This window comes from Flavobacterium sp. 270 (assembly GCF_004368785.1).
Taxonomy (GTDB): domain Bacteria; phylum Bacteroidota; class Bacteroidia; order Flavobacteriales; family Flavobacteriaceae; genus Flavobacterium.
Genome location: NZ_SODM01000003.1, coordinates 76,828 through 90,238 on the forward strand (window position 1 = coordinate 76,828; position 13,411 = coordinate 90,238).

10 protein-coding genes and 1 pseudogene are annotated in these 13,411 nt (G+C 31.4%); 3 read left to right on the forward strand and 8 right to left on the reverse strand.

Annotation, left to right across the window (positions count from 1 at the left end):
• Positions 1-103: 103 nt before the first annotated feature.
• From secA to EV144_RS11825, 5 genes are all read right to left on the reverse strand, one after another.
• The gene (gene secA / locus EV144_RS11805; protein WP_134149054.1) at positions 104-3,448 is read right to left on the reverse strand and encodes a preprotein translocase subunit SecA; all 3,345 of its coding nucleotides are present in this window, start codon (positions 3,446-3,448) and stop codon (positions 104-106) included.
• A gap of 89 nt (positions 3,449-3,537) precedes the next feature.
• Positions 3,538-3,759 carry a DUF2795 domain-containing protein gene (locus tag EV144_RS11810; protein WP_007138072.1) on the reverse strand — a complete coding sequence of 74 codons (222 nt, stop codon included), beginning with the start codon at positions 3,757-3,759 and terminating at the stop codon, positions 3,538-3,540.
• A gap of 228 nt (positions 3,760-3,987) precedes the next feature.
• Positions 3,988-4,557: a cob(I)yrinic acid a,c-diamide adenosyltransferase gene (locus tag EV144_RS11815; protein WP_134149056.1), complete on the reverse strand. Its 570-nt coding sequence runs from the start codon at positions 4,555-4,557 to the stop codon at positions 3,988-3,990.
• Positions 4,558-4,610: 53 nt separating this feature from the next.
• A complete protein-coding gene (locus EV144_RS11820) occupies positions 4,611-5,297 on the reverse strand; it encodes a transglutaminase domain-containing protein (protein WP_134149058.1) in 687 nt (228 codons plus the stop codon).
• A 47-nt stretch (positions 5,298-5,344) separates the two neighbouring features.
• On the reverse strand, positions 5,345-6,031 hold the full coding sequence (locus tag EV144_RS11825) for an ABC transporter ATP-binding protein (RefSeq protein WP_134149060.1): 687 nt from the start codon (positions 6,029-6,031) through the stop codon (positions 5,345-5,347).
• A 290-nt stretch (positions 6,032-6,321) separates the two neighbouring features.
• Between EV144_RS11825 and EV144_RS11830 the strand changes: the two genes are divergently transcribed.
• Positions 6,322-6,981 (forward strand): DUF6565 domain-containing protein, encoded by a 660-nt coding sequence (locus EV144_RS11830; protein WP_134149061.1) that lies wholly within the window; start codon positions 6,322-6,324, stop codon positions 6,979-6,981.
• A gap of 62 nt (positions 6,982-7,043) precedes the next feature.
• Here the strand turns inward: EV144_RS11830 and EV144_RS11835 are convergent, their stop codons facing one another.
• From EV144_RS11835 to EV144_RS11845, 3 genes are all read right to left on the reverse strand, one after another.
• Positions 7,044-7,835, reverse strand: a complete 792-nt coding sequence (locus EV144_RS11835; RefSeq protein WP_134149063.1) for an O-methyltransferase — start codon at positions 7,833-7,835, stop codon at positions 7,044-7,046.
• A 190-nt stretch (positions 7,836-8,025) separates the two neighbouring features.
• Entirely contained in the window at positions 8,026-9,888 is a 1,863-nt protein-coding gene (locus tag EV144_RS11840; protein WP_134149064.1) for an ABC-F family ATP-binding cassette domain-containing protein, read from the reverse strand.
• Between the two features lie 92 nt (positions 9,889-9,980).
• Positions 9,981-10,946 (reverse strand): T9SS C-terminal target domain-containing protein, encoded by a 966-nt coding sequence (locus EV144_RS11845; RefSeq protein WP_134149066.1) that lies wholly within the window; start codon positions 10,944-10,946, stop codon positions 9,981-9,983.
• 455 nt (positions 10,947-11,401) lie between these two features.
• Here EV144_RS11845 and EV144_RS11850 point away from each other — a divergent pair.
• Positions 11,402-11,831, forward strand: a pseudogene (locus EV144_RS11850) (adenylyltransferase/cytidyltransferase family protein).
• 50 nt (positions 11,832-11,881) lie between these two features.
• Entirely contained in the window at positions 11,882-13,408 is a 1,527-nt protein-coding gene (locus EV144_RS11855) for an aldolase catalytic domain-containing protein (RefSeq protein WP_134149068.1), read from the forward strand.
• Positions 13,409-13,411: the final 3 nt, after the last annotated feature.

Below are 13,411 nucleotides of genomic sequence, written 5' to 3' on the forward strand. Positions count from 1 at the left end.
CATTTTCAAAAAAAATATCCGTAACTACTGAGTAATTACGGATATCTATGATAGAAAATCAGACGGATTCTTAAAACCTGTCTGATTTTAATTTTGTAATAAATTATTCTTTAACAATAACCCAAGCTCCTGAAGCTAAAAGAATTTCTGCTTTTTTGAATTTCATAGTTTCAGTTTTACCTGAAGCAACTTCCTGAATAGTAACATTGTCATTACGATTGATTTTTGGCATATCTCTCACAATGGTTTCTGTAACCTGACGTTCTTGTGTTTGTCCAGCTTCGCGGTTGATGTCTTCGCTGTTTACAATTTCGTCTTTGCTCAATTTGAAGTTTTCTTTTTGACGAACTTCTCTTGCTTCGTGAATTTCCGGAACGTTTTGAGCTGGTAAATCACCTTTGAACAAGAATGAAATAACTTCTTTATTTACATTATCCAACATTGCTCTAAACAAGTTAAAAGCTTCTAATTTGTAGATAAGCAATGGATCTTTTTGTTCGTGAACGGCTAATTGAACTGATTGTTTCAATTCGTCCATTTTACGTAAATGTTTTTTCCAAGCTTCATCAACAATAGATAGGGTGATGTTTTTCTCGAAATCAGCAATTAATTGAGAACCTTCACTATCGTAAGCTTTTTTCAAGTCTGTAACAACATTCAGAGTTTTGATTCCATCTGTAAACGGAACTACAATTCTTTCGAAATGATTGTTTGGTTCTTCAAAAACTCCTTTGATAATTGGGAAAGCTTCTCTTGCGCTTCTTTCTGTTTTTTCAGTGTAGAAAGCTAAAGTTTCTTTGTATACTTTTCCTGTAATTTCAATATCTGATAATTTTACAAAATCAGCTTCTGAAATTGGAGAAGTTATTCCGAAATAACGAATTAAATCAAATTCGAAATTTTTAAAATCATTTATTCCTTTATTTTGGCTTACGATTAATTCGCAAGTATCATAAAGCATGTTTGCGATATCCAGTTTTAAACGCTCACCAAATAAAGCATGACGACGACGTTTGTAAACTACTTCACGTTGAGAGTTCATAACGTCATCATATTCTAGTAAACGTTTACGAACACCAAAGTTGTTTTCTTCTACTTTTTTCTGCGCACGTTCGATAGATTTAGTCATCATAGAATGCTGAATTACTTCACCTTCCTGTAATCCCATTCTATCCATTACTTTGGCAACTCTTTCAGAACCAAATAAACGCATTAAGTTATCTTCCAGCGAAACGTAGAATTGAGAACTTCCCGGATCTCCCTGACGTCCTGCACGACCACGTAACTGTCTGTCTACACGACGAGAATCATGACGCTCTGTACCCACGATTGCTAAACCTCCGGCAGCTTTTACTTCTGGAGTTAATTTAATATCGGTACCACGACCAGCCATGTTTGTTGCAATAGTTACAACTCCGGCTTTACCAGCTTCTTCTACAATTTGTGCCTCTTGTTTGTGCATTTTAGCATTCAAAACGTTATGAGTAACGCCTCTCATTTTCAACATACGGCTTAATAATTCTGAAATCTCTACAGAAGTTGTTCCAATCAATACAGGTCTTCCTGCATTAGATAATTGTGTAACATCTTCGATTACAGCGTTGAATTTCTCACGTGTAGTTTTGTAGATATAATCTTCTTTGTCATGTCTTGCAATTCCTTTGTTGGTAGGGATTTCAACAACATCTAATTTGTAAATCTGCCATAACTCTCCAGCTTCTGTAACTGCTGTACCTGTCATACCACCCAATTTGCTGTACATTCTGAAATAATTCTGTAATGTTACAGTTGCAAATGTTTGTGTAGCAGCTTCGATTTTTACATTTTCTTTAGCTTCAATCGCTTGGTGTAAACCGTCAGAATAACGACGACCATCCATGATACGACCTGTTTGCTCATCGACAATCATAATTTTGTTGTCCATGATCACGTATTCTACATCTTTTTCGAATAAAGCATAAGCTTTTAAAAGTTGTGTTAAAGTATGAATACGCTCGCTTTTTACCCCAAAATCCTGGAATAATCTTTCTCTGGCTTCTGCTTCAGCGTCTTTATCTAATTTTTGTCTTTCGATAGCAGCTATTTCAGTTCCGATATCCGGAAGTACGAAAAAGTCAGAATCTGTATCTCCAGAAAGGTATTGAATACCGTTATCTGTCAATTCTACCTGATTGTTTTTTTCTTCAATTACAAAATACAAAGCTTCATCCACTTTATGCATTTCGCGATTGTTATCCTGCATGTATTGGTTTTCAGTTTTTTGAAGCAATTGTTTGATTCCTTCTTCACTCAAAAATTTAATTAATGCTTTATTTTTAGGTAAACTTCTGTAAGCTCTTAATAATAAGAATCCTCCTTCTTTAGTATTTCCTTCTTTGATTAATTTTTTAGCTTCTGCTAAGAAACCATTCGCTAACTGACGTTGTTGTGCAACTAGGTTTTCGATTTTTGGTTTCAATTCATTAAATTCATGACGATCTCCCTGAGGAACTGGTCCTGAAATAATAAGCGGTGTTCTTGCATCATCAATTAATACAGAATCGACCTCATCGACAATAGCATAATTGTGTTTTCTCTGCACTAAATCTGCAGGAGAATGAGCCATATTATCTCTTAAGTAGTCAAAACCAAATTCGTTATTAGTTCCGTAAGTGATATCTGCGTCGTATGCTTTTTTTCTTTGTTCTGTACTTGGCTGGTGATTATCAATACAATCAACACTTAAACCGTGGAATTCGAATAAAGGTGCTTTCCACGTACTATCACGTTTTGCCAAGTAATCATTCACCGTTACTAAGTGTACTCCGTTTCCAGTTAAAGCATTTAAATAAAGTGGTAATGTTGCAACCAAAGTTTTACCTTCACCTGTTTGCATTTCGGCAACTTTACCTTCATGCAAAACCATTCCACCAATTAACTGAACATCATAATGAATCATGTCCCAGGTAATTTCTTTACCTGCAGCATTCCATTTGTTTGCCCAAACAGATTTATCACCATCAATAGTGATATAAGGTTTTGTTGCAGAAAATTCACGGTCTTTTGGAGTTGCAGTAACTTCAATATGAGAATTGTCTTTAAAACGACGAGCCGTTTCTTTAACAACAGAAAAAGCTTCTGGAAGAATTTCTAATAAAGTTTTCTCTGAGATTTCATACGCTTCTTTTTCAAGAGCATCAATAGCATCATAAAGATCTTCTCTTTTGTCAATGTCTTCGATGTTTTCAACTTCCGCTTTAAGCGAAGCAATTTTAGCATCTTTGTCTGCTCTTGCTTCTTTTATTCTCTCTTTAAAAAATACGGTTCTAGCTCTTAGTTCGTCGTGAGACAAACCCATTAAGCTGGTTTCGAATGTTTTAATTTTGTTTAAGTAAGGTTGTAAAGCTTTGACATCTTTCTGTGACTTGTCACCTACAAAGACTTTAATAATACTGTTTATGAAACTCATGATCTATCGTATTTCTATTTTATGTAAATGTGTATTTTGAACCAAAAAAAAAGTCTCCTTAACGAGAGACTTTTTCTTTGGTTTATTTTTTAATATTCATCCTCATTCCAAAGATAATCTTCGTCCGTTGGATAATCAGGCCAAATTTCTTCCATTGATTCATATATCTCGCCTTCATCTTCGATAGACTGAAGGTTTTCTACTACTTCTAATGGAGCACCAGCTCTAATAGCGTAGTCTATAAGTTCGTCTTTGTTAGCAGGCCATGGCGCATCACTTAAATAAGATGCTAATTCTAATGTCCAATACATCTGTTATCTGTTTAGTTTGTGCAAAAATAAATTTTTTACTGAAAAAGACAAGTAAATTTTGATTTATTTTAATAAAATTTAAGAACGTCTCTTGTTAAATTCCAAAAATCAAATTCCAAATTCCAAAAATGGACTGTAAAATTTCAAATTTTATAATTTCAAAATCCCAAAAAGGGTTTTGTTTTTGTTAGAATTTTGGATTTCAAAAAATTGGAATTTAAAGAAAATTTATTTCCTCGGAATCCATTTTACTTCCTCCGCTTTTAGGTCAGACGACAACTTCCGTGCCAAGACAAAAAGGTAGTCAGAAAGTCGGTTTAAATACTGAATTGCGATTTCGGGAACATGTTCATTATGACTTAAATGTACTGCCAATCGTTCGGCGCGACGGCAAACACAGCGCGCAATGTGACAATATGACACAGTTTGATGTCCTCCTGGTAAAACAAAATGAGTCATTTGCGGAAGGCTATCTTCCATTGTGTCAATTTCATTTTCTAATAATTCGATATCAGAATCAATAATTCCAAGATTTTTTAACCGAAGTTTTCCATTTTTTAGAACTTCTTTTTCTTGTGGAGTTGCCAAAATGGCGCCAACGGTAAATAATCGGTCTTGAATTTCTATTAAAACAGCTTTATAATGATAATTAATTTCCTGATCGCGAATAAGGCCTATATAAGAGTTAAGTTCATCAACAGTTCCATAACTGTCGATTCTAATATGATCTTTAGGAACTCGGGTACCGCCAAAAAGAGCTGTTGTTCCTTTGTCTCCTGTTTTTGTATATACTTTCATTTTTTTTGAGGTGCTAAAGTTCTAAGTTGCAAAGGGATTAAGTTTTTTAGATTTTAATTAATAATTATTCCATTTCGATCTATCCTTTTTAGTTCCATTTCTGCACTAAAAAAATAATCCATAGTAATTGGCTTTTCTAAAAGCTGCCATTCCGAATTTTCTGGTAAATGTTCTAAAATAAAATCTTCAGGATTGTCTAACAAGTAACGTAAGCATAATTGTTTTTCAAAGATTAATTTTCCATTTGAATTCTCAAAACATTCTCCTGCGCCCCAGGTTGCATCTATAAATTCCCACTTGTCATAGATTTTAACAGCGTTCCATGCATGATTTGTCTTATCTAAATATTCTCCGTTGTATTTGTACCCTTTTGAATAACCATTTATGACTTCACATTTTATTCTTAAATTATCGCAGATCTCTTTAAATAAAATAGAGTAACCTGAGCAAACAGATTTTTTATTTAAAAAAGTTGTTTCTGCAGTGACATCGTTTATAGTATTGTTTTGAAATGCCTCAGTATCATATTCAATATTTAATGCTATCCAATAATATATTAATTGTACAAGTTCTTTTTTTGTTTTTGCTCCTTTTGCAAGATACTTGCTTAATGCAGGAATGTTTTTGGTTTGGGATTCTGGTGTTTTTTCTGCATATTGAATTAATCTGTAAAACGTTTTATTTTGAGCGTTAAATGAAATGGTAAAAAATAAAATAAAAAAGCAACTGATTTTTTTCATTTTTAATTAATGTTTTAAAGCAAAATAAATAATCTAAATCTCTACAATCACTTCGTTGTATCGCTTTCGATCAAACCGTCACGTAGACGGATTATACGGTGTGCATAAGCAGCAATATCTTCTTCGTGAGTTACTAGAATAACAGTGTTTCCTTGTGCATGAATGTCTCCGAAAAGTTTCATGATTTCTACAGAAGTTTTACTGTCTAAGTTTCCTGTAGGTTCATCGGCGAGAATAATAGAAGGTTTATTGACCAAAGCGCGGGCAATGGCAACACGCTGACGTTGTCCTCCAGAAAGCTGATTGGGCTGATGGTCCATCCTATCGGATAGATTTACCTGTTTCAAAACTTCTGTTGCACGTGCCACTCGTTCAGATTTAGAATGTCCGGCATAAATCATAGGTAAAGCCACATTATCTAAAGCTGTTGTTCTTGGCAAAAGATTAAATGTCTGAAAAACGAAACCAATTTCTTTATTTCTAATTTCGGCCAATTCATCATCACGCATTTGGCTGACATCTTTTCCGTTTAAAACATAACGTCCAGAAGTAGGAGTGTCGAGACAGCCAAGCAGATTCATTAAAGTAGATTTTCCAGATCCAGACGGTCCCATTAAAGCAACATATTCGCCTTTTTCTATTTTTAAATCAATTCCTTTTAAAACATATACAATCTCGTTGCCCAGAACAAAATCTCGTTTTATGTCTGTTATTTTAATTAATGGTTCTGCCATTTGCTTTTTACAATTTTGGATTTAAAAGTACGAAACACTTTTCAATAATTGGTAAGTAGTTTAGTTTTGAATTTTGTTACAAAAGGTCTACAAAATAAAAATTTAAAAGAATACGTTTTTAAAACAGAAAACTGTTATATCTTTTTTGATGTGTATTGTATAATTATCATTATTTTGTGTTTTTTACAGTTTTTAAATGTTTTTAATTTTAAAAACATGATAATAATGTAATTTATTTAGATGATTGATTAAGTAAATTTGAATATCTAATAATTAAAAATATCAGAATTATGAAAAACATACAAATTTTCGCAGGAATAGCATTAGTGGCTTTAGGTTTTACATCGTGTAAAGATGAAAAGCAGGAAAATGCAAAAAAGACAATCGACTCTTATGTAACCTACGTCGATTCGGTTAAGAATGTTAAAGCAGATGATCTAAAAGCAAATTGGAAAGACGTTGATGCTGAATATAACAGAAGAGCAGAAAATGCTCAGTTAGCATTAGCGGATCTTAAAGATAATACTGCTGAGACTGAAAAAATAAATACAAGTAAAACGAAATACGAAGAATTTAAGAATGAAATGACCACCGTTTTTGCCCCACCAGCACCAAGTCCTAAACAACAATTGCGTAATGCGTTATTTGGAGAAGGAAAAATTGGTGATGATATGAGTTTTGCATGGGTAAACGCTCAAAATATTCATAGTGTTTACCAACAATTTGTACATACAGTTGAAAATAACAAAGACAGTTATTCTCGTGAAGACTGGGATGAAATTAAATTGATGTACGAAGCACTTGACAGCCGTAAAAATACAGTTGAAAAAGAAGGTCTTACATCTGAAGATAATAGAAAAATTGCAGGTTTAAAAATCAAATTTGCTCCAATGTATACTGTAAACAGAATGGGAGCTAAGTCTGAAGAAAATAAAGAAGCTAAAAAATAATTTCAGCTTAAAAAATAAAAAAATTGTAGAAGAGATGGCAATCAGAAATGGTTGCCATTTTTTTATGCTCTAATAATAAAATGTTCTTTTTCCTGTTCGCGTCTAAAGAAAACAAATCCCCATTGAAAAGTATCAATCGTTACTTTTACTTTTGGATGAGTTTTAATGATTTGCCAGGCTTCTTCCATTTCTAAAGACCAATGAATATCATCAAAAATCCAAACAGAATCATTAGTAATTGTTGGCAATAAAAGTTCAAAATAAGCTAAAGTTGCTTTTTTAGAATGATTTCCATCGAAATAAATAAGATCAAAGTTTAAATTTTCAGGTTTTAGATCTGTCTTTAAATCTCTAAAATAAGTTTCAAATTCGGTTACAACTGTATTTACATTATTATATTCAAAATTCTCTAATTGATTTTGAGCAACTGAACTTGTGTTTGGACAACCTTCTAAAGTAATTACTTTTGCTTTTGGATTTCCTAAAGCCAGGGCAGAAGTTGCTAAACCTAAAGAAGTTCCGATTTCTAAAATACTTTCTGGTTCAAAATAACGTACTACACGAAATAATAATTCAGCACGTTTTGGAGAAATGCCGACAGTTTTAGCAATTTTAGATATTTGTCTGGTATTTGATTTGAAAACTCTTGAACCCGCTCCAAAATCTGTAACCTCAATAAAGTTTTTGTTTTCTAAAAGTGATTTTCGATATTTTTTTAAAATCGAATATTCTGGTTTTGACTTTTTATCGTAAAAACATTTTGTCAATAAATTAAATACAAATGGAGAATGAACGGCGTGTTCGTTCTTAGAATGCCAGAGGAATTTTAGATATGACGATATAATATGTAGCATTTTTTTATTTTTTCATTTTGTCATTGCGAGGAACGAAGCAATCTCACTAACACTTTCATGCAACTTTGATTTGCAAATGAGATTGCTTCGTTCCTCGCAATGACAAACTAAACTTTTGACTAATGTTTAAAATCTCAATTCTAAACTTGAAACCTGAAACCTGAAACAAAAAAACTGGAAACAAAAAATATTATCCTTCAATTTTAGCCGAAAGCTCAAACCAACGTTCTTCTTTCTGATCTATTTTATTGATGATGTTTTGTAATTCGTTTGCTTTTTTCTCTATATCAGCGTCTGCAACTTTTCCGTCAGAGAATAATTGTTCGATTTTAGTTTTATCGATTTCTAAATCTTTAATTTCTCTTTCCAGTTTTTGATATTCTTTTTGTTCGTTGAAAGTTAGATTTCCAGTCGGATTATTTTGTTTCCAATCTTTCTTTTCGGCTTTGTTTTCTTCCTTTTGGGCAACATCGGCACTGTCTTCATAAGCTCTGAAATCAGAATAATTTCCTGGGAAATTTTCGATTTCACCTTTTCCTCTAAAGATAAATAAATGATCGACAATTTTATCCATGAAATATCTGTCGTGAGAAACTACCAATAGGCATCCTGGATAATCTAAAAGAAAACTTTCCAAAACGTTTAATGTAACGATATCTAAATCGTTTGTTGGCTCATCGAGAATCAAAAAGTTAGGATTCTGAATCAAAACGGTACATAAATACAAACGTTTTAATTCTCCACCGCTCAATTTCTCTACATAATCATATTGTTTTTTAGCATCAAAAAGAAAACGTTCTAACAATTGTGAAGCCGAAATCATTCTACCTTTTGCAAGTGGAATAAATTCGCCGTATTCTTTGATAATATCAATAACACGCTGACCCGGTTTCGGATTGATTCCGCTTTGCGTATAATATCCAATTTTAATTGTATCACCTTTTACAACACGACCACTATCAAGGGGAAGTGTTCCGGTAAGAAGATTTAAGAAAGTTGATTTTCCAGTTCCGTTTTTACCAATAATTCCGATACGCTCACCACGCTGAAAATCAAAACTGAAATTATCAAGAATAACGTGATCTTTAAACTTTTTAGAAATTTTGTGAAGCTCAATAATCTTGCTTCCCATACGTTCCATATTGATTTCAAGCTCAACTTTATTTTCTTTTCTTCGGCTTTGCGCTTTTTCTTTAATTAGATAAAAATCATCCTGACGCGATTTAGATTTTGTCGTTCTCGCTTTTGGCTGACGGCGCATCCATTCCAATTCTTTTACAAATAAGTTTTTAGCTTTGTCAACGCTGGCATTTTCAGAAGTAATTCTTTCTTCTTTTTTCTCTAAGTAATAAGAATAATTTCCTTTGTATTGGTATAATTTTCCGTTGTCAAGTTCAATGATTTCGTTACAAACACGCTCCAAAAAGAAACGGTCGTGCGTTACCATAAACAACGTAATATTTTCTTTGGCAAAATAACTTTCAAGCCATTCGATCATTTCAAGATCTAAGTGGTTGGTTGGCTCATCCAAAATCAATAAATCAGGGCGGTTAATCAAAATGATAGCCAACGAAAGACGTTTCTTTTGCCCTCCCGAAAGATTTTTTACTTTAAGTTTAAAATCTTCCAGTTTTAATTTAAATAAAATCTGTTTGTATTGCGTTTCAAAATCCCACGCATTATGCTGATCCATTCCGTCAAAAGCTTTTTGATAGGCTTCTTCATCATCAGGATTTTCTAATGCTTTTTCGTAGGCTTCGATCACTTTAAGTGTTTCATTATCTGAAGCGAAAATACTTTCTTCAATCGTCAATTCATCCTGAAGATTATTGTCTTGCGAAAGAAAAGCCATTTTAATTCCTTTTCTCAAAACAACCTGACCTGTATCTGGTTCGTCCAATCCATTAATAATGCTCATAATGGTTGTTTTACCAGAACCATTTTTGGCAATAAAAGCAATTTTTTGGTCTTTATTGATTCCGAAAGAGATGTTGTCAAATAAGGTTCTTTCCCCAAACGACTTCGATATATTTTCTACAGATAAGTAATTCACTTTGTAATTATGAGTTATAAATTATAAGTTATGAATGTTTTAGAAAACATAACTTTTTTGCAAAAGTAAACTATTATCTCGCGATTTGCGAATTATTTATGGAGATAGGAATTTAATACAGAACTTAAATCTAAATAATGAATTTGCTGTGGAATATTTAAAATTGGTTTTCTAACTAAACTTTCATTTGTTAAATAATAATGCAATCCATCTTTAGTAGCAATGCCTTCAATTTGATGAAATGGAAGTTTGAGATTTATTTTTCGTTTATTTCCAGTCGAAAAATTATGATCTTTAAAATCATATAAAAGATATAAAAATGTTTTTCCAGTTTTAGAATAACCGCAAAGTACAATTAGCTTCTTTGTTTCTAAATAAGTTGCACCAGTTACTAGTCCTTCAGTATTAATGGTTTCTTTATATTGGGCAATATGTTTTCCGGGTATATTTGGTAAAACATAAATATTTGTTTTAGAAGAACTCCATTGTTTCGAAAATAAATAAATACTGTCTTTTGTAGTAATAAAAGCTTCACAATCAAAATTTGTCGTGTTTCCCTTTTGAGGATTAAAATTAGTTTGGTCAGAATATGAGAATGAAATGGTATTAATAATAGGATTTCCATTTAAGAAATCTCTTTTGTCAATTTTTAGAATATGTAAATCAGTCCGGTTTCCTTGATAATTATTTCCGAAATCTCCAATGTATAAATGTGTACTGTCTTGTGAAATTTCTTCCCAGTCATGATTGATTACTTTGTCTAGTTTGATTTTTTTTCGAATTTTTCCTAAAGAATCTAAGCCGTAAAGCGTTGTATCGTGATCGTCATTGTGTGTCCATAATAAATTATCGAAAGCAATTAGTCCCGAAGTTTCTTTAATAGAATCGCTTAATCTAATCGAATGTTGAGGTCTTACCTTTAGATTTTCGTATAAACAACTGCCGTTATTTTCTATACTTTCTGAATTGTAATTTTTTGCAAGTGAATCTGTGCAACCAGAAATTTGAGCATGAATAGTTATTGTGTATATAAAGAAAAAAAAGAGTAGTTTTTTCATTGTAATATATTACCTTTTCGCCCCCAAATCTAAGATTTTAAAATAGAATCAGTGTTAAATATTTAAAACTTAATATGCCTGTATATAAGTTTTAACGTTATCTAATGCAATATTTTTACAAGATACCGTTTTTAATGCTTTGTATTATTTTTAAAAGTTAATTTAAAGTTTTTAAAGTATTACAATAAGACATTTCTGTAATATTGATTTTTTAAATTAATTATGATATGCTACTTTTGCAAAAAAAACAGTAAAAATTCTTTTGATTTTTAATATATGTAGTTGATTTTCAGTAAAATAAATCAATTGTTATTATTCTGTAACATTTTGTTGTAAAACCAACATTTTAAAGTATGATAATTGTGAATATATTTGCAGCAATTGTAGTTTCCTGATTCATTAATGTGAGTTAGAATAGCGAAGCTGTGTCTTAATAATAAGATTTTAGCAGAAAAATGAAAATAGGAATTACTTTTAGTGCTTTTTATTTGTTGCATGCAGGTCACATAAAAATGTTAGAAGAAGCAAAAGGCAATTTGATTATTTAATTGTTGGTCTCCAAATAAATCTCACATTAGATGGTCCCGAAAAAAAACATCCATTCAAACAGTTGTAAAAATATAATATATTACAACTTATAAGGATGTAAATTTCTAGATGAAATTTTTCCTTAATGTAACAGAACAAGATCTAGATGATATTTTGCGTTCTTTTAAAATTTATGTTTCCGTTCTAGGAGACGAATATAAAGACACAAATTTTACAGGAGGTGTTTATTGTGAAGAAAAAAGAATAGAATTGTATTACAATATACGTGATCATCGTTTTTTTAGTAGAGGATTGAGAAAAGAGATACCTGTAAAAGAATTTAACAGAGTGAAATAATTAATTTGATTTGCTGGTATTTAGTAAATCAATGAAATATAAAAACAAATATGAAAATATTAGATTGTACATTAAGAGATGGAGGTTATTATACTAATTGGGATTTTGATAAACATTTAGTAGAGTCATATTTCACTGCAATGAATAATTTGCCATTAGACTACCTAGAAGTTGGTTATAGAAGTCCTAAACTTTCGGGATACTATGGTGAATATTTTTATTGTCCAGATTTTGTGCTAAAAAAAATATCGGAACTATCTAATAAAAAATTAGTTATTATTCTTGATGAAAAAAACATTCAGTTAGAAACCGTTGAAGAATTATTGAAACCATGTTTAGGGATCATTACAATGGTAAGAATAGCAATCGATCCTGAGCAGTTATTAAGAGCGATAGATTTAGCAAAAAAAGTTAAATCAATGGGATTTGAAGTTGGTTTCAATGTAATGTATATGTCTAAATGGAAAAATTTACCCGAATTTTTATCTAATTTAAAGCACGTAGATGGAGTAGCGGATTATTTTTATATGGTCGATTCTTATGGTGGAGTTTATCCAAATGATGTAAAAGAAATCTATACATTGGTACGTTCGCAGATGAAAACTAAAATTGGTTTTCATGGACATAATAATCTAGAATTAGCTCTTATAAATGCCTTAACAGCGATTGAATGTGGTGCAGATATGGTAGATGCAACCATTACAGGAATGGGAAGAGGTGCTGGAAATTTAAAAACGGAGCTTTTATTAACAGCTTTAAATCAAAAAGAAGATCTGGATGTTGATTTTAATGCTCTTTCTTCTGTTACAGATGCTTTTACTCAATTGCAAAAAGAATACGAATGGGGGACAAATCTGCCTTATATGGTTTCTGGAGCAAATTCATTACCACAAAAAGATGTAATGGAGTGGGTTTCTAAAAGATATTACTCTTTTAATAGTATAATAAGAGCTTTGAGCAATCAATCAAAAGGATTAAAAGATAATGAAAAATTAGCAGTATACCAGCCTAATGAAATATATGAGAAAGCTTTAATTGTTGGAGGAGGAAATAGTGTTGGGGAACATATTGATGCAATTAAGAGTTATTTATTATTAAACCCAGATACTGTAATTATCCATTCTAGTTCAAGAAATGTTAGTTTTTTTAATGAATGTGTTAATAGACAGTTTCATTGTTTGGCTGGAAATGAAGGACATAGATTAGAAAAGATATTTAACTCAATACCTAATAAAAGAATAGCAATATTGCCACCTTATCCTCGTACAATGGGAACATATATACCCAAAAACTTTAAATTAAATTCATATCAGCTTTCAGAAATTAACATTACGGATAAATTTAAAAGTTCAATTACATCACTACTATTGCAGCTTATTAAGGAGATGAAAGTTAAAGAAGCAATAGTTTGTGGATATGATGGATATAATGCTGAAATTGATCAAAATAAATTGGAATTATTTAATGAAAATGAATATTTGTTTGAAAATTTTTCAAAAAATGTGTTTAAGTTAAAGTCTTTTACTCCGACAAAATATAATGGTCTAATCCAAGAATCAGTTTATTCTGAATTATAAAGT

Excerpts from the sequence above, each read along its gene's own strand:
- secA (WP_134149054.1), bottom strand. The coding sequence starts at position 3,448 with ATGAGTTTCATAAACAGTATTATTAAAGTCTTTGTAGGTGACAAGTCA.
- EV144_RS11810 (WP_007138072.1), bottom strand. The coding sequence starts at position 3,759 with ATGTATTGGACATTAGAATTAGCATCTTATTTAAGTGATGCGCCATGG.
- EV144_RS11815 (WP_134149056.1), bottom strand. The coding sequence starts at position 4,557 with ATGAAAGTATATACAAAAACAGGAGACAAAGGAACAACAGCTCTTTTT.
- EV144_RS11820 (WP_134149058.1), bottom strand. The coding sequence starts at position 5,297 with ATGAAAAAAATCAGTTGCTTTTTTATTTTATTTTTTACCATTTCATTT.
- EV144_RS11825 (WP_134149060.1), bottom strand. The coding sequence starts at position 6,031 with ATGGCAGAACCATTAATTAAAATAACAGACATAAAACGAGATTTTGTT.
- EV144_RS11830 (WP_134149061.1), top strand. The coding sequence starts at position 6,322 with ATGAAAAACATACAAATTTTCGCAGGAATAGCATTAGTGGCTTTAGGT.
- EV144_RS11835 (WP_134149063.1), bottom strand. The coding sequence starts at position 7,835 with ATGCTACATATTATATCGTCATATCTAAAATTCCTCTGGCATTCTAAG.
- EV144_RS11845 (WP_134149066.1), bottom strand. The coding sequence starts at position 10,946 with ATGAAAAAACTACTCTTTTTTTTCTTTATATACACAATAACTATTCAT.
- EV144_RS11855 (WP_134149068.1), top strand. The coding sequence starts at position 11,882 with ATGAAAATATTAGATTGTACATTAAGAGATGGAGGTTATTATACTAAT.